This is a genomic window from Pseudomonas sp. TWR2-1-1 (assembly GCF_049897045.1).
Classification (GTDB): domain Bacteria; phylum Pseudomonadota; class Gammaproteobacteria; order Pseudomonadales; family Pseudomonadaceae; genus Aquipseudomonas; species Aquipseudomonas versuta.
In genome coordinates this window covers 241841-259694 of the sequence record NZ_JAFCVM010000005.1, presented here as the reverse complement: position 1 = coordinate 259694, position 17854 = coordinate 241841, and the positions used below count along the sequence as shown (strand labels likewise).

The 17854-nt window shown below is 59.1% G+C and carries 12 protein-coding genes; 1 reads left to right on the top strand and 11 read right to left on the bottom strand.

Annotated elements, in window-relative coordinates; all coding sequences use genetic code 11:
- Window positions 1–18 precede the first annotated feature (18 nt).
- From hemE to pilM, 11 genes are all read right to left on the bottom strand, one after another.
- Window positions 19–1086, bottom strand: a complete 1068-nt coding sequence (hemE, locus tag ACP7BO_RS14895) for a uroporphyrinogen decarboxylase (RefSeq protein WP_060695964.1) — start codon at window positions 1084–1086, stop codon at window positions 19–21.
- A gap of 266 nt (window positions 1087–1352) precedes the next feature.
- Entirely contained in the window at window positions 1353–2771 is a 1419-nt protein-coding gene (locus tag ACP7BO_RS14890) for an FAD-dependent oxidoreductase (protein ID WP_060695965.1), read from the bottom strand.
- A 33-nt stretch (window positions 2772–2804) separates the two neighbouring features.
- Window positions 2805–7253, bottom strand: a complete 4449-nt coding sequence (gene gltB, locus ACP7BO_RS14885) for a glutamate synthase large subunit (RefSeq protein ID WP_426211156.1) — start codon at window positions 7251–7253, stop codon at window positions 2805–2807.
- A gap of 330 nt (window positions 7254–7583) precedes the next feature.
- Window positions 7584–9155: an AAA family ATPase gene (locus tag ACP7BO_RS14880; protein ID WP_426211154.1), complete on the bottom strand. Its 1572-nt coding sequence runs from the start codon at window positions 9153–9155 to the stop codon at window positions 7584–7586.
- A gap of 10 nt (window positions 9156–9165) precedes the next feature.
- On the bottom strand, window positions 9166–10266 hold the full coding sequence (gene aroB / locus ACP7BO_RS14875; RefSeq protein ID WP_397455114.1) for a 3-dehydroquinate synthase: 1101 nt from the start codon (window positions 10264–10266) through the stop codon (window positions 9166–9168).
- A 339-nt stretch (window positions 10267–10605) separates the two neighbouring features.
- On the bottom strand, window positions 10606–11124 hold the full coding sequence (aroK, locus tag ACP7BO_RS14870) for a shikimate kinase AroK (protein ID WP_397455116.1): 519 nt from the start codon (window positions 11122–11124) through the stop codon (window positions 10606–10608).
- A gap of 4 nt (window positions 11125–11128) precedes the next feature.
- Window positions 11129–12484 (bottom strand): type IV pilus secretin PilQ, encoded by a 1356-nt coding sequence (locus ACP7BO_RS14865; protein ID WP_426211152.1) that lies wholly within the window; start codon window positions 12482–12484, stop codon window positions 11129–11131.
- A gap of 12 nt (window positions 12485–12496) precedes the next feature.
- A complete protein-coding gene (locus tag ACP7BO_RS14860; RefSeq protein ID WP_426211150.1) occupies window positions 12497–13024 on the bottom strand; it encodes a pilus assembly protein PilP in 528 nt (175 codons plus the stop codon).
- A complete protein-coding gene (locus ACP7BO_RS14855; protein WP_426211148.1) occupies window positions 13021–13641 on the bottom strand; it encodes a type 4a pilus biogenesis protein PilO in 621 nt (206 codons plus the stop codon). The genes ACP7BO_RS14860 and ACP7BO_RS14855 overlap by 4 nt, the downstream gene beginning before the upstream one ends.
- Window positions 13641–14204, bottom strand: a complete 564-nt coding sequence (locus ACP7BO_RS14850; RefSeq protein WP_397455124.1) for a PilN domain-containing protein — start codon at window positions 14202–14204, stop codon at window positions 13641–13643. The genes ACP7BO_RS14855 and ACP7BO_RS14850 overlap by 1 nt, the downstream gene beginning before the upstream one ends.
- The gene (gene pilM / locus ACP7BO_RS14845) at window positions 14204–15169 is read right to left on the bottom strand and encodes a type IV pilus biogenesis protein PilM (protein WP_426211146.1); all 966 of its coding nucleotides are present in this window, start codon (window positions 15167–15169) and stop codon (window positions 14204–14206) included. The genes ACP7BO_RS14850 and pilM overlap by 1 nt, the downstream gene beginning before the upstream one ends.
- 207 nt (window positions 15170–15376) lie before the next feature.
- Between pilM and ACP7BO_RS14840 the strand changes: the two genes are divergently transcribed.
- A complete protein-coding gene (locus tag ACP7BO_RS14840; protein ID WP_426211410.1) occupies window positions 15377–17800 on the top strand; it encodes a penicillin-binding protein 1A in 2424 nt (807 codons plus the stop codon).
- Window positions 17801–17854: the final 54 nt, after the last annotated feature.

Here is a 17854-nt window from a genome sequence, read left to right as displayed (position 1 = left end):
TTTTTATCAGGCTTGAGCTTACTCGTGATACTGGCCCGAGAACTCGTGAACGGCGCTGATAAAGGCGCCGGCATGTTCCGGTTTCACTTCCGGGGTAATGCCATGCCCCAGGTTGAATACATGGCCCGAACCCTTGCCGTAGCTGGCCAGGATGCGCTTGACCTCGGTGCGGATCGCCTCGGGGTTGGCGTAAAGCACAGTCGGGTCCATGTTGCCTTGCAGTGCAACCTTGTTACCGACGCGCTGACGGGCTTCACCCAGATCGCAGGTCCAGTCCAGGCCCAGCGCATCAGCGCCGGCATCGGCAATGCTTTCGAGCCACAGGCCGCCATTTTTGGTGAACAGGATCACCGGTACTTTGCGCCCTTCATGCTCGCGGATCAGACCGCTGACGATTTTGCGCATGTAGGCCAGCGAAAACTCCTGATAGGCCGCAGACGACAGATTGCCGCCCCAGGTATCAAAGATTTGTACGGCCTGGGCTCCGGCCAGAATCTGGCCATTGAGGTAGGACGTCACCGACTGCGCGAGCTTGTCGAGCAACAGGTGCATGGCGTGCGGGGTGTCGTAGAGCATGGCCTTGGTCTTGCGGAAGTCTTTCGACGAGCCACCTTCGACCATATAAGTGGCCAGGGTCCACGGGCTGCCGGAGAAGCCGATCAGCGGCACACGGCCGTTGAGCTCGCGGCGGATGGTGCTGACCGCGTTCATCACGTAGCCGAGGTCTTTTTGCGGGTCCGGAATCGGCAGGGCTTCGATGTCGGCCAGGGTGCTGACCACTTTTTTGAAGCGCGGGCCTTCGCCGGTTTCGAAGTACAGGCCCTGCCCCATGGCATCGGGGATGGTCAGGATGTCGGAGAAGAGGATGGCCGCATCCAGCTGCGGGAAGCGGTCCAGAGGCTGCATGGTGACTTCACAGGCGAACTCGGCGTTCTTGCACAGGCTCATGAAATCGCCGGCCTTGGCGCGGCTCGCGCGGTACTCCGGCAGATAGCGACCGGCCTGACGCATCATCCAGACAGGCGTGACATCTACGGGTTGCTTGAGCAAAGCGCGAAGGAAACGGTCATTCTTGAGATCAGTCATGTCTGCATCCGGAAAAAAAGTGGGGGCATTTTCTCAGAGACGGACGCAAAAGGCACGGCAAGAGCCGTGCCTTTTATCTATCGGGTCGATTTGTCGCGGGGATTTTGATTTGGCGCAGACCACAAACCCCATTCTGGAATGAGGTTTGTGTGGGAGCTGGCTTGCCAGCGATGCTGACACCTCGGTCTTTCATCAAGACCCAGGTGATGCTATCGCTGGCAAGCCAGCTCCCACATTTTGATCATATTTCAAAAATTACAACCGCATCACACGCCCAGGTAATCCATGATCCCTTCAGCCGCAGTGCGGCCTTCGAAGATCGCGGTGACCACCAGGTCAGAGCCGCGCACCATGTCACCACCGGCAAAGATCTTCGGGTGGCTGGTCTGGTGTTTGAACTGCGACTGCTCGGGTGCAATGACACGGCCCTGACTGTCGGTCTGGATCTCAAACTGCTCAAACCATGACGCCGGGCTCGGGCGGAAACCGAAAGCGATGATCACGGCGTCCGCCGGGATGATCTCTTCAGAACCCGGGATTGGCTCCGGGCTACGACGGCCGCGGGCATCCGGTTCGCCGAGACGGGTCTCGACCACCTTCACGCCTTCGACCCGACCTTCGCCGACAATGGCGATCGGCTGGCGGTTGTAGAGGAATTTCACGCCCTCTTCCTTGGCGTTCTTCACCTCTTTGCGCGAGCCGGGCATGTTGGCTTCGTCACGACGATAGGCACAGGTCACCGATTTGGCGCCCTGACGGATCGAAGTACGGTTGCAGTCCATGGCCGTGTCGCCGCCGCCGAGCACCACAATCTTTTTGCCTTTCATGTCGACGAAGTCTTCCGGCGACTTTTCAAAGCCCAGGTTGCGGTTGACGTTGGCGATCAGGAAGTCCAGCGCGTCGTGGACGCCCGGCAGGTCTTCACCGGCAAAGCCGCCCTTCATGTAGGTGTAAGTGCCCATGCCCATGAATACCGCATCGTACTCGGCCAGCAGCTGCTCCATGCTGATGTCCTTGCCGATCTCGGTATTGAGGCGGAACTCGATCCCCATGCCGGTGAAGACTTCGCGACGGTGGCTAAGCACGGTTTTTTCGAGTTTGAACTCCGGGATGCCGAAGGTCAGCAGACCGCCGATTTCCGGATTCTTGTCGAAGACCACCGGGGTCACGCCGCCACGCACCAGCACATCGGCACAGCCCAGGCCCGCAGGCCCGGCACCGATGATCGCGACTCGTTTGCCGGTCGGCACCACCCTGGACATGTCCGGGCGCCAGCCCATGGCAAAGGCGGTGTCGGTGATGTACTTCTCGACCGAACCGATGGTGACCGCGCCGAACCCGTCGTTGAGGGTGCAGGCACCCTCGCACAGACGGTCTTGCGGGCACACCCGGCCGCACACTTCGGGCAGGGTGTTGGTCTGGTGCGACAGCTCGGCGGCGGCGAGGATGTTGCCCTCGGCTACCAGCTTGAGCCAGTTGGGAATGAAGTTATGCACAGGGCATTTCCATTCACAATACGGGTTACCGCAACCCAGGCAGCGGTGGGCCTGCTCGGCCGACTGCTGGGGTTTGAAGGGTTCGTAGATTTCCACGAACTCTTTTTTGCGTTGACGTAACAGTTTCTTCTTCGGATCTTTGCGCCCGACATCGATGAACTGGAAGTCGTTATTCAGACGTTCAGCCATTGTTAAAACCTCATCAAACTCTTCAGGCGCATATCACTGCGGATTGGCACGGATGCTGGAAAGCAGCGATTTCAAGCTGGCAGCCTTAGGCTTGACCATCCAGAAACGACGCAGGTAATCATCGAGGTTTTCCGAGAGGTTACGGCCCCACTCGCTGTTGGTTTCCTCAACGTATTCGTCCAGCACGTGTTGCAGATGGTTGCGATAGGCCTCCATCGCTTCGCCGCTGATACGCTGGATTTCCACCAGTTCGTGGTTCACCCGGTCGACGAAGGTGTTGTCCTGATCCAGCACGTAGGCGAAACCGCCGGTCATGCCCGAGCCGAAGTTGTAACCGGTCTTGCCCAATACGCAGACGAAACCGCCAGTCATGTATTCGCAGCAGTGATCACCCGTGCCTTCAACCACGGTGTGGGCACCGGAGTTACGCACGGCGAAACGCTCGCCCGCCGTACCCGCAGAAAACAGCTTGCCGCCGGTGGCGCCGTACAGGCAGGTGTTGCCGATAATTGCGCTGTCCTGGGTTTTGTAGACGCTGCCTGCAGGCGGCACGATCACCAGCTTGCCGCCGGTCATCCCTTTGCCCACGTAGTCGTTGGCATCGCCTTCGAGGTACATGTTCAGGCCGCCGGCGTTCCACACACCAAAGCTCTGGCCAGCAGTGCCTTTGAAGCGGAACGTGATTGGCGCCTTGGCCATGCCCTGGTTGCCGTGGGCACGGGCGATCTCACCCGAAATACGGGCACCGATCGAACGGTCGCAGTTACAGATATCCAGGGCGAAGTCCGCGCCGCTCAGGTCGTTGATGGCCGAAGTGGCCATGTCGACCATCTTCTCGGCCAGCAGGCCTTTGTCGAACGGCGGGTTGCGCTCTACCTGACAGAACTGCGGCTTGTCGGCCGGGATATGGTCGCTGCCCAGCAGCGGCGTCAGGTCGAGGTTGTGCTGCTTGGCCGTCTCGCCCTGCAGGATTTCCAGCAGGTCAGTACGCCCGATCAGCTCTTCGAGGGTGCGTACACCGAGCCTGGCCAGCCATTCGCGGGTTTCTTCAGCCACGTAGGTGAAGAAGTTGACCACCATGTCGACAGTGCCGATGTAGTGGTTTTTACGCAGCGATTCGTTCTGGGTCGCCACGCCGGTCGCGCAGTTGTTGAGGTGGCAAATACGCAGGTATTTACAGCCCAGGGCGATCATAGGCGCGGTGCCGAAGCCGAAACTTTCAGCGCCGAGGATCGCGGCCTTGATCACGTCGAGGCCGGTTTTCAGGCCACCGTCGGTTTGTACCCGAACCTTGCCGCGCAGGTCGTTGCCGCGCAGGGTCTGGTGGGTTTCGGCCAGGCCCAGTTCCCACGGTGCGCCCGCGTATTTGATCGAAGTCAGGGGCGAGGCACCGGTGCCGCCGTCATAACCGGAGATGGTAATCAGGTCGGCATAGGCCTTGGCCACACCTGCGGCGATGGTGCCGACACCCGCTTCCGCTACCAGCTTGACCGAGACCAGTGCCTTGGGATTGACCTGCTTGAGGTCAAAAATCAGCTGCGACAAGTCTTCGATGGAGTAGATATCGTGGTGCGGCGGTGGCGAGATCAGGGTCACGCCGGGTACTGCGTAACGCAGTTTGGCGATCAGACCGTTGACCTTGCCGCCTGGCAGTTGCCCGCCTTCGCCCGGCTTGGCGCCCTGGGCCACCTTGATCTGCAGCACTTCGGCATTGACCAGGTATTCCGGGGTGACACCGAAACGACCGGTGGCCACTTGCTTGATTTTCGAGCTCTTGATGGTGCCGTAACGCGCCGGGTCTTCGCCGCCTTCACCGGAGTTGGAGCGTGCGCCCAAACGGTTCATGGCTTCGGCCAGGGCTTCGTGGGCTTCCGGGGACAGTGCACCGAGGGAGATACCCGCCGAGTCGAAACGCTTGAGGATCGAATCCAGTGGTTCGATCTGGTCGATGGACAGCGGCGTGTCGAGGGTTTTGACCTTGAACAGATCGCGGATCATCGACACCGGGCGTTTGTCGACCAGTGCGGTGTATTCCTTGAATTTGCTGTAGTCGCCCTGCTGCACGGCCGCCTGCAAGGTGGCAACCACGTCCGGGTTGTAGGCGTGGTATTCGCCGCCGTGCACGTACTTGAGCAGACCGCCTTGCTGGATCGGCTTGCGCGCGCTCCAGGCTTCGGCTGCCAGCAGCTTTTGCTCGGCTTCAAGGTCGATGAAACGGGCGCCCTTGATCCGGCTCGGTACGCCGCGGAAGCTCAGGTCACAGATTTCTTCGGACAGGCCAATGGCTTCGAACAGCTGCGCACCGCGGTACGAGGCAATGGTCGAAATGCCCATCTTCGAGAGGATCTTGAGCAGGCCTTTGGTGATGCCCTTACGGTAGTTTTTGAAGACTTCGTAAAGATCGCCCAGCACTTCGCCGGTACGGATCAGATCACCCAGCACTTCGTAGGCCAGGAACGGGTAGACCGCCGAAGCGCCAAAGCCGATCAGTACCGCGAAGTGATGCGGGTCACGGGCAGTTGCGGTTTCTACCAGGATGTTGCTGTCGCAGCGCAGGCCTTTTTCGGTCAGGCGGTGGTGAACAGCTCCCACGGCCAGCGAGGCATGAACCGGCAACTTGCCCGGCGCGATATGGCGGTCGGTCAGGACAATTTGCGTACGGCCGGCACGGGCGGCTTCTTCAGCCTGGTCGGCAATGTTACGCACCGCCGCTTCAAGGCCAACCGACTGGTCGTAGTTGAGGTCGATGATCTGACGCTCAAAGCCCGGCAGCTCGAGGTTCATTAGTGAGCGCCATTTGGCAGGCGAGATCACTGGCGAACTGAGGATGACCCGGGAAGCGTGCTCAGGGGATTCCTGGAAGATGTTGCGCTCGGCACCGAGGCAGATTTCCAGCGACATGACGATGGCTTCACGCAGCGGATCGATCGGCGGGTTGGTGACCTGCGCGAACTGCTGGCGGAAGTAGTCATACGGCGTGCGCACACGCTGGGACAAGACTGCCATTGGCGTGTCGTCCCCCATCGAGCCCACGGCTTCGTAGCCCTGCTCGCCCAATGGACGCAGCACCTGGTCACGCTCTTCGAACGTCACCTGATACATCTTCATGTATTGCTTGAGCTGATCCACGTCGTAAAACGCCGAACCGTGGTCGTGGTCGTCGATGGTGGCCTGAATGCGCAGGGCATTCTTGCGCAGCCACTGTTTGTAGGGGTGGCGCGACTTCAAGCGGTTATCGATGGAATCTGTGTCCAGGACCTGGCCGGTTTCAGTATCGACGGCGAGGATCTGGCCAGGGCCTACACGGCCTTTGGCGATCACGTCCTGCGGCTGGTAGTTCCACACGCCGATTTCCGAGGCGATGGTGATATAGCCGTTGGTGGTGGTGACCCAGCGCGCCGGACGCAGACCGTTACGGTCGAGCAGGCAGACTGCGTAACGACCGTCGGTCATTACCACGCCCGCCGGGCCGTCCCACGGTTCCATGTGCATCGAGTTGTACTCATAGAACGCCCGCAGGTCGGGGTCCATGGTTTCAACGTTCTGCCACGCCGGTGGAATCAGCATGCGCACGCCGCGGAACAGGTCGATACCGCCGGTGACCATCAGCTCCAGCATGTTGTCCATGCTGGAGGAGTCAGAACCCACGCGGTTGACCAGCGGGCCGAGCTCGTCGAGGTCGCCGATCAGGTCGTTGGCGAACTTGGTGCGACGGGCCAGGGCCCAGTTGCGGTTGCCGGTGATGGTGTTGATCTCGCCGTTGTGGGCGAGAAAGCGGAATGGCTGGGCCAGCGGCCATTTCGGCAAGGTGTTGGTCGAGAAACGCTGGTGGAACACGCAGATCGCGGTTTGCAGGCGCTCATCGCTCAGGTCCGGATAGAAGGCGGTGAGATCCGCCGGCATCATCAGGCCTTTATAAATGATGGTCTTGTGGGAAAAGCTGCAGATGTAGTGATCGGTATCAGCGGCGTTGGCCACCGAGGAACGGCGACGGGCGCTGAACAGCTTGATCGCCATGTCCTGATCGCTCAGGCCGGCACCGGCAATGAACACTTGCTCGATCTGCGGCAGACGGTCCAGTGCCAGACGGCCCAGGACGCTGGTGTCGATTGGCACTTTGCGCCAGCCGACCAGTTGCAGGCCCGCCGCGAGGATTTCGCGGTTCATGTTGTTACGGGCCGCTTCAGCCTTGATCGGGTCCTGGTTGAAAAACACCATGCCGACCGCGTACTGCTTGGGCAAATCATTGCCGAACTGTTCTTTGGCGACTGCACGCAAGAACAGATCAGGCTTTTGAATCAGCAGGCCACAACCGTCACCGGTCTTGCCGTCTGCGTTGATCCCACCGCGGTGGGTCATGCAGGTCAGGGCCTCAATGGCGGTTTGCAGAAGGGTATGACTGGGTTCGCCCTGCATATGGGCAATCAGGCCGAAACCACAGTTATCCTTGAATTCATCGGGGTGGTACAGACCTGCTTTCATAGACACTTTCTCACCAGGCTGCCCTATAAAGGGGCAAATTTCTTTTAATTCAACCACTTGGTCCCCGCGCTGAACGTACGCCAGCTTGGCAGGGCAAAAGGGTGGTCATTCTACACACCGACGTAAGGGCTCACAAATTAAGCGGCGATTTGCCGTAAATTCATGTCGCATTTATGAAGGTTTAAAGCGATTGCCTGTGCTAGTCAAAACATTTTTGATGTTGACCGCCACACGGCGCAGACACCACAAGGCCTGCGGCTTAAGAAGTCGCAGGCACAAGCTGGAATTTTGATGTACTAGAACGGCGGCCTGGGTAAGGCCGCCGGAGCATCAGCGAGCTGCTGCCAGTTCTTGTTGGACGCTGGCGACAGTGCGAGGCCAAGGTTTACCAGCCTGAATCTTCGCTGGCAAGTTCTTGATTGCCGCAGTTGCTGCGGCATGGTTCGGGAAATTGCCGTAGGTGACGACAAACAGGGGCTTGCCGTTGAGCGATTTCTTGAAGTAGCGGGCTTCGCCACCCACCTCTTTGACAACGTTTTGCGCAGACGCTTCGGAGCTGGTGCCAACAATCTGCACCACGTAGTTAGTCGCTGGCTGGCTGGAGTACCAGCTACCGCCCGGTGCAGCCTTGGCCAGGTTGACCGGCTTCTCGGCAGGCTTCACGACAGGCTTTGGAGCCGGGGCCGGAGCCGGCTTGGCAACCGGGGCTGGCGCGGGCTTGGCTGCTGCAACGGCTGGCGCCGGGGCCGGACGCGGTGCGGCTACAGGCGCAGGGCCAGGTGTCACGCCCGCTGGTGGCGCGGTAGTGGTTACGGTTGGCGGCTGAGCCACACCACCGTCGACTGCCGGAACACCGCCGTCATCGCCTTCGGCAATGCCGCCAGCGGCCTCAGCCAGAGGCCCCCGCATTACCGGCTGCGACTGGCCCACCAGCGGCAATGGCATTGGCTGCGAGGAACCGGCGAAATCTATCGACGGGTTGGCGCCGCCGTTGGGCGTAGCCTGGCCCAGTTGCGTCTGCTCGGTAGCGGGTGCGGTTGGTGCTTTGCTGCGACCCGGAATCAGAATGGCAGCGGCTACAGCCACGACCACTACGGCACCAATGGCCAATACGTGTTTCTTAGGCATCTTGAACCCCATACTTGGACGCTTGACCGCGGAACGGCTAGCTATCATGGCTTCGATCATTGCATCGCGGGCGACCTGGTTGATGATGCCAGGCCAGCCTTCGGAGCTCTCGTGTATATCTGAGATCTGCTGTGCGCTAAAGAGTTCGATTCCGCGCCCGGCACCTTCAAGCCGCTGAGCCAGATACTCGCGGGTTTCTTCTTCGGTGTAGGGCTGCAACTCGATCACATGGAAGCGCTCTTCATCAGCGCTCAATTGCTCAAGCCCGGCAATCATCGATGGCTCGCCGAACAGGAATACATGCGGCCGGCCTTCCGGCGCACCTGCTGCCAGTGCCAGCAACGCTTCAAGCGCAGACTCGTCGAGCTGCTCGGCATCATCGACCAGCAGGTAAACTTCCTGGCCGGTCAGCGCCAGCTGTACCACCTGCGCCAGAATCGCCCCCACATCGGCCCGGGCAGCGTTCAGCGTTTGCGCCACCTGGCGCAAAATGCCCGCAGCGTCACCGGCACCCCGTGCCGATACCACAACGCTCTGCACTGATTGCTTGTTGGTACTGGCCACCAGCGCCTGACGCAGCAAGGTTTTGCCGCTGCCTTCAGGCCCTGTCACCACCAACAGCAACTGGCTGTAGCGCGCTAGGTGGTGCAATTGCCCCAGCACCGGCTTGCGCTGGGCAGGAAAAAACTTGAACCCCGGCACCCGTGGTGCAAAGGGGTCGTGGTTGAGCTGGAAGTGACCGAGGAACGCCTCGTCGGCATGCAAACTAGTCATCAGGATCTTATTAACCTTTAAGCTGAGCCAGTGCGCGGTAATCCGCACCCAGCGTGGCTTGTAGAACCTCTTGTGGATAATCGTCAGTCACTGTGGCTTCGCCCATGCGGCGCAGCAGCACCAGTCGCAAACGACCGTCGATCACTTTTTTATCAACTGCCATGTGTTGCATGAAGTCGGCTTCGCTCATGCCTGCAGGCGGCACAACCGGCAAACCGGCACGCTGGAACAAGCGGATACCGCGATCACGCTCGGCTTGACTGATCCAGCCCAGGCGGTAAGACATTTCCAGCGCCATCACCGTGCCTGCCGCAACCGCCTCGCCATGTAGCCAGACGCCATAGCCCATATGGGTTTCGATGGCGTGGCCAAAGGTGTGACCAAGGTTGAGCGTGGCGCGTACGCCCGACTCGCGCTCATCGGCGCCGACCACTTCGGCCTTGGCTGCGCACGAGCGCTGAATGGCGGCAGTCAGGGCGACCTGATCAAGGGCACGCAGTGCATCCATGTTGTCTTCAAGCCAGGTCAGGAAAGGCTCGTCGCAAATCAGCCCGTACTTGATGACTTCCGCCAGCCCTGCGGACAATTCGCGGGCAGGAAGAGTATTGAGGGTCTGTGTGTCGATCAGCACCAGATTGGGCTGATAGAACGCACCGACCATGTTCTTGCCAAGCGGATGGTTGATCCCGGTTTTGCCGCCAACTGACGAATCAACCTGAGACAGCAAGGTGGTCGGCACCTGGATGAAATCGACACCGCGCTGATAACAGGCAGCTGCGAACCCCGCCATATCGCCAATCACACCGCCACCAAGAGCAATCACAGTGGTGCGACGGTCATGCCGGGCAGTGAGCAGGCCATCGAAAATCAGCTGCAGGGTTTCCCAGTTTTTGAATGATTCGCCATCAGGCAGAATGATCGGCAGTACGGAGTACCCCGCCAGGCTGCGGGTCAGGCGCTCAAGATAGAGGGGGGCAATGGTGGTGTTGGTCACAATCGCCACCTGGCGACCGGCGATGTGCGGAGCCAGCAGCAGCGGCTGATCCAGCAAACCTTCGCCAATGTGAATCGGGTAGCTACGCTCGCCTAGATCAACCTTCAGTGTTTGCATGAATCCCCGCATTGAAAAAGGACAGCCTGCGTCCTGTCTCACAATTATCAAGTGTGGGTCGCGCCGGGAAGTGACACAACCCTCTAGCCTTTGACCATACCGCTCAAACAATACAAGACAAGCTCTGTGGGAACTGGCCTGCCGGCGGCTGCATAAACCGGGTCAAACTGTGAGACCGCGGTGCCTGCATCGCTGGCGAGCCAGCCCCATACTAAATTTGCCTGCCTGGTCCATGATCGGCGCCGAGGATAGCGCATTTCGCAACGCACTTTAATGGCCCGGCCATGGATACACCGTCAAGGGAACGGTGGTTTTTTGTAACCGCTGTCGAGGCAACCGCTACCGTGGAGCAAGCTGAGCCAGACGCTCAAGAATATTGAGCACCACCATTCGCGGCGGCCGCTCATCGGTTTCGACCACCAGATCGGCGATTTCCCGGTAGAGAGGGTCGCGGATCGCCAGCAAGTCCCGCAGGATTTTCTCCGGGTTCGCATTACGCAGCAGAGGCCGATTGCGGTCACGCGCGGTGCGTGCAACCTGCTGTTCAATGGAGGCATGCAAGTACACCACCCGCCCGCCATTGCGCAGCGCAAGCCGGTTTTCCGGGCGCATGACCGCGCCACCACCGGTTGCCAAGACCACGCCATCGGCCTCGCAAAGTTCGGCAATCATTGCCGTTTCACGATCCCGGAAACCCGGTTCGCCTTCTTTATCGAAGATCCACGGGATATTGGCACCGGTGCGCAATTCAATTTCCTTGTCGGAATCTTTGAAAGGCAGGTGCAGCTCTTTGGCCAGCAAACGTCCGATGGTGCTTTTTCCAGCCCCCATTGGCCCAACAAGAATCAAATTTCGCACAGAATCAATGACTCACAGCAATCGCCTGGTTGTTCATGATACGCGGAGTCAGGAACACCAGCAGTTCGGATTTTTTTTCCTGGACAACGTCTCTACGGAAAAGTCGGCCAACATACGGCAGATCGCCAAAAAATGGCACTTTATCTATTACATTGCTTTGAGTATTTGAGAACACCCCCCCAATCACAATGGTTTCACCGTCTTTAACCAGCACTTTGGCCTTGACCTCATTCTTTTTGATCGGCGGCACATCGTTGACCATATTGATGTAATCAGGCTCGTCCTTGGTCACAACGACTTCCATGATGACGCTGTTGTCCGGAGTGATTTGCGGAGTCACTTGAAGCGACAGCGACGCTTCCTTGAACGACACCGAGGTTGCCCCGCTGCCACTGGTTTCCTGATAGGGGATTTCGGTGCCTTTAAGGATTTTGGCGGTTTCCTTGTCCGCGGTGACGACCTTGGGTTGAGAGATGATTTCGCCATTCCCGGTTTTTTCCATGGCGCTGAGTTCCAGGTCAAGCAACACATTGTTGCTGATAAAGGCGATGCCCAACCCCGAGGAATGACTCCTGATACCCAGATCGACGAAGCTCGTATCGCCGCTGCCACCTGCCGGTTCAAGACCACCAGCGCTCCACTTGCCACCCTGGTTGATCGCACCGCCCCAGCGCACCCCCAGGTTCCTTTCAAAGTCCACCCCGGCCTCAACAATACGGGCCTCGATCATTACCTGACGCATCGGCACATCCAGCTGAGCCACGATGCGCCGCAACTCTTCAAGCTGCTCGGGGGACTGCAGCGCAATAATGTGATTGGTACGCTCATCGACCGTCAGCGAGCCCCGCCCTTCTGCGCCAGGCTGGCTAGCGGTCACTGACTCGAACAGCCGTGCAATGTCTGCTGCCCGGGCATGACTGACCTGCACCAGCTCTCGACGCAAAGGCACAGCTTCGGCCAGTTTATTTCGCACCTCTTGTTCATGCTGCTCACGGGCGGCTATTTCGTCAGCCGGTGCAACCAACAGCACATTGCCTTCAAGGCGCTTGTCGAGATCTTTACTTTTGAGCACCAGCTCCAGTGCCTGATCCCAGGGAACATCCTGCAGGGTGAGCGTCACACTGCCCTCTACGGCATCACTGACCACCAGATTGAATCGGGTGAAATCCGCCAGCAACTGAAGCACCGTACGCACTTCGATGTCCTGAAAGTTAAGCGATATTTTTTCGCCCGCATACACCGCACCACTCGCTTCGGGCCCTGGTGCCACAAGGGCACCGACCTGTGCGAGCGCCAGTATTTGCGGCGAATTCAGCGCACTCCATAGCGCCAGCCCACACACCGGGAAAATCCTTTTCATGGCGTAGTTCCGTCAAGACTGCTGTTTTAATGGGATCGTCAGGGATCGCTCCAGCCAACCGCCCCGACCATCAGAAATCACTTCAAACACTTCAACCTGCGCAGCATCGATCGAGACAATCTGACCGTTATTGCGCCCCAGGTAATCACCTGTTTTCAAGCGATGGACAACCTCGCCAACTCGCAACAAGGCGCTGGTTTGCTGAGCACCGGTGAGCGTGCCGACCATTTCGAATTGCTCAAGATCAAAACTCTCCAGAAATTGCCGCGGCCGGTTCTCGTCAAGCCCGTCACCCGCAAGACTTGCCTGCCAGCTCCCGGGAGCACCTTCTCCTGCTGCCATAAAAGGGTTGCGAAGAGTCTGCGCCTGGTAGACAAAAGGCGGCCGGGGCGCAATTTTCGGGACAGGCGCAATGGCATCTACCGGGAGAGACCGGACTGTCTGAAACCAGGTTTGCAACTCCCGGTTGCCTTGTGTGTTGTCGCACCCCGCCAGAGCCACCATGCACCCCAGAACGCACAACCGTGTACGAGCGCTCATGGGGCCAATCCTTGATCGTGGGTGCGGTAAGTAGTGGCCAGCAAGGTCATGCGCAATTGTTCGCTACCCGAACCACCAAGAGCCGCAAGGGTAAAGTCCTGCACTGTCACAACCCGGGGCAAGCTCGCAAGACCGCTGACGAAAAGACCAAAGTCGTGATACCCGCCGACCAGCGACATCTGCAGTGGCAGCTCGGTATAAAAAGACTGAATAACTTCAGGCAACCAGTGGATATGTTCGATCCGCAGGCCGCTGGTCAGGCCTATGCGCGCAATCTCGTCCAGCAACCCGGGCACTTCTGCCTTGCGGGGCAATTGCACCACCAGGTTTCTGAATGAGTTTTCGAGTTCCTGCATTTGCAGCAGGTTGGCATCAAGACCCGCAACATGCGACGCCCTGGCCTCAAATCCGGTCTTGAGCACCACCTCCGTCGCACGCTCCTCCTGGAGCCTGATTAACGGAGATTGAATCTGCAGCAGATACCCCACCAGTAACACAAAGCCCGTTAACGCGAGCGCCACCACTGACTTGCGCCTTGCCGACCAATCCCCCGGATGCCCAGCTTCCAACTCGCGCAAATCAAGGCTGCGCAGGCTCTCCAGCCACTGCGCAACCATTAGAGCGTACCTCCGGCCGGGGCATGCCGGCTGCGTACGGTCATCTGAAACAACCGCTCGTCGCCACCGGCCTGAACCGGACCGGCTTTCACATCGATGAGCACCGGCGTTTCCAACCAGTGCGAAGCATCCAGATTTCGCATCAACTCGGCGACGAGTGTGTTGGACAGGGCAACCCCCGTGATGACGATGGTGCGCTCAGTCATTTTGACGTCGGTGAAATACACGCCCACCGGCAGGCTGCGCGCCAATTGTTCCAGGATGATCCCGCTGTCTGACCGGTTTGCCTGGAGCGTCTCGATGGTTTGCATGCGCTCAAGCAATTGCTCGCGCCGCACCTTCAACTGATCGATTTGCCGGGCTCGCCCATCCAGTTGCACCGTGGCACTCCTGATCAGGTCATTGCGTGCCAGCTGGCGCTCAACCGCACGGTCAATAAAGCGCTCAATCACCAACAAACCACCTGCCGCCACCAGCGCCAGGGCTAACAGAACGATCAAAAAACGCCTGCGACGCTTTTCACGCGCCAATGCGCGCCAAGGCAGCAAGTTGATTCTCGCCATTAATCAAACCCCCTCAAGGCCAGACCGAAGGCAGTCAACAACATCGGAGCATCGCAGAACAAGGCTTCAGGCGCGAGCGCAGGATCAAGGTCGATGAACGCAAACGGGTTGGCCACACATGCCGGCAGGCCCAGCTTCGTTTCAATCCACTGATCCAGCCCCGGACGGGACGCCCCCGTCCCCGCCAACATGATTGAAACGACCGGCCTGTCATTCCCGTACCCGGCAATCTGCTCAAGCCCGTCACTCAGGTGCTCAACAGCCAGCGCTCTAAAGATTTCATCGCAAGGTTCGCCTGCCCCAAACAGCAATTGCCGGGAATGGGTTACACGGCCTTGCTGCACGATGCTTAACAGGGTCGTCTCTGTAGCGAACTCCACCACTGCCACTGCGCCTGAGGCTTGCAGAGCCGGACTCGGCATCCACAACACCGCACGGGCCAAAGCATGGGTCTGAACATCGATCACCCGTGCCTGCAATCCGGCACAGTTCAATAGCGCCTGATACCACGCCAGGGTCTCTTGCCGGCACGCCACCAGCAAAACGCTGACTTGCCCCGGATTGATCGACAACTCCTCTTGAACTTCGAAGTCCAGCGCAGCATCTTCAAGCGCATAGGGAAGGTATTGCTCGGCTTCCAGCCAGACGTGAAGCTCGAGTTCTTCCTGACTCAAGCCCGCTTGCACCTCAAAGGTTTTACCAATGACCTGCGTGTCAGACACTGCAACAACAGCCTCACGAGCCACCACTCCCGCCCTCTCCAATGCCCTGGTCAGCGCTTGCGCGACACTTTTCGGATCAGCGCCGGTCTGATCCTCCGTACACAGGGGAGCCAGCGGTTCAATGGCATACGCATGCAGCCTGAATGCACCGTGCGCACGGCTCAGTTCGACGACTTTAATCGCGTGAGAACCGATATCGATCCCCACGAATCTCTGGCCGGACTTGCTAAATAATCCGCTCACTGATGTTTTCCCTAATGCAATCCGTGACTTACGGAGGGGTAAAAAATGAGATCCGTTCAAAACCTGTTCTGACATGCGGTCCATGACGCCCATGAGCGAAAAATGCTTATAATGCCGGGCGTTTTTTTCCGTATCGTCGACCCGTCGCACTTGCGCACTACCCTGACGTGCAAACCCTTTTCTTAATCTGGAAATCCAAAAGCCTTGATTCGTCTGCTGAAGTTTTTCGGGTGGTCTTTCGTTGCTGTGTTCTGCGGGCTTCTGCTCGTACTGAGCGGCGCGTTTCTCTATCTTAGCCCTGGCTTGCCGTCCGTAGAGTCGTTGAGAAGTATCCAGTTGCAGATTCCTTTGCGGGTCTTCACCAGCGACGGGAAATTAATCGCAGAGTTTGGCGAAATGCGCCGCTCCCCGATCAAGTTCGCCGACATTCCGCCCAATTTCATCAATGCGTTGCTGTCGGCAGAAGATGACAACTTCGCCAATCATTACGGGGTCGACCCCAGCAGCCTGATGCGCGCCGCAACTCAGCTGGTAAAAAGCGGACACATACAATCGGGTGGCAGCACCATCACGATGCAGGTTGCGAAGAACTATTTCCTCTCCAGCGAGCGCAGCTTTTCCCGCAAAACCAATGAAATCCTGCTGGCCCTGGAGATCGAACGCGAACTGACCAAGGACGAAATCCTTGAGCTGTACGTGAACAAGATTTACCTGGGCAACCGCGCTTACGGCATCGAGTCCGCAGCGCAGGTTTACTACGGCAAGTCGATCCGCGACCTGAGCCTGGCGCAGATGGCCATGATTGCCGGCCTGCCCAAAGCCCCTTCGCGCTTTAACCCGCTGGCCAACCCGGTACGCAGCAAAGAACGGCGCGACTGGATTCTGGGCCGTATGTACAAGCTGGGGAAAATTGACAAGGCCAGCTACGAAACCGCGATCGCAGAGCCGGTCAACGCCAGCTATCACGTGCCAACCCCGGAAGTCAGTGCACCCTACATCGCCGAAATGGCCCGCGCCGAAATGGTTGGGCGCTACGGCAGCGAGGCCTACACCGAAGGCTATCGTGTTACCACCACCGTACCGAGCAACCTTCAGGAACTGGCCAATACCGCGGTTCACGAAGGCCTGATTGCCTACGACCAGCGCCACGGCTACCGCGGCCCGGAATCACACCTGCCGGGCAAGACTCCGGCCGCCTGGGCTCAAGAACTCACCAAGCAACGCCCGCTCAGCGGTCTGGAGCCAGCCATCGTGACCCAGGTCGACAAAAACGGCCTGCAAGTGCTGACCCGTACCGGCGAAGGCCACGTGCCGTGGGACAGCATGAAATGGGCGCGCAAGTTCCTCAATACCAACAGCATGGGCCCGATGCCCAAGCAGCCTTCAGATGTCGTGCAAGTCGGCGACCTGATTCGCGTACAGCCCCAGGCCAATGGCAGCCTGAAATTCAGCCAGGTGCCAAACGTTCAGGGAGCCCTGGTTTCCCTTGACCCGGACAACGGCGCCATTCGCGCACTTGTCGGCGGTTTCGCGTTCGAGCAAAGCAACTACAACCGCGCAATGCAGGCCAAGCGCCAGCCGGGCTCCAGCTTCAAACCCTTCATCTACAGCGCCGCGCTGGATAACGGCTACACCGCCGCCACCCTGGTCAACGACGCACCTATCGTGTTTGTCGACGAGTATCTGGACAAGGTCTGGCGCCCAAAGAACGACACCAATACATTCCTCGGCCCGATCCGGGTACGCGAGGCGCTGTACAAGTCGCGCAACCTGGTCTCGATCCGCTTGCTGCAAAGCCTGGGCGTCGACCACACCATCGACTACATCAGCAAGTTCGGCTTCAACAAACAGGACCTGCCGCGCAATCTGTCGCTGGCCCTGGGTACGGCTACCCTGACCCCGATGGAAATTGCCACCGGCTGGAGCACGTTTGCCAACGGCGGTTACAAGATCACGCCGTACCTGATCGACAAGATCGAAAGCCGCAACGGCGATACCCTGTTCGTTGCCAACCCGCCAAGCGTGCCGAAAAACGCCAGCAAAGACGTACCGGCAGAAGCCGCAGCGCTGACCATCGACACCATCAATGCAGCCCCGGGCTTGCCGACTACACAAACCCAGGCAGTCGCCGAGCGCATCGTTGACGGACGCACCACCTACATCCTGACCAGCATGCTGCAGGACGTTATCAAGCTCGGCACCGGGCGCCGCGCCCTGGCATTGGGCCGTACCGATCTGTCGGGCAAAACCGGTACTACCAACGAGTCCAAGGACGCATGGTTCTCCGGGTACAACGCCGATTACGTGACTACGGTCTGGACTGGCTTCGACCAACCCGAAAGCCTCGGGCGTCGCGAGTACGGTGGCACCGTCGCCCTGCCGATCTGGATGACCTATATGGGCGGCGCACTCAAAGGCAAGCCTGCTCACACCCAGCCCGAACCCGAAGGCATCCTCAGCCTGCGCATAGATCCGGTGAGCGGCCGCATCGCCTCACCCGGCACACCTGGCGCCTATTTTGAGCTGTTCAAAAGCGAAGACACGCCACCCACCAACAGTGAGCTGGGCAATGGCGTAGCGCCAGGCAGCCCGCTGCCGGCAGATGACGGCGCGCCGATAGATCTCTTCTGACGCCGAGCTACCGAGCGCAGCGCCCCGTCAAAGGCGCTGCGCTCGGCACCATCA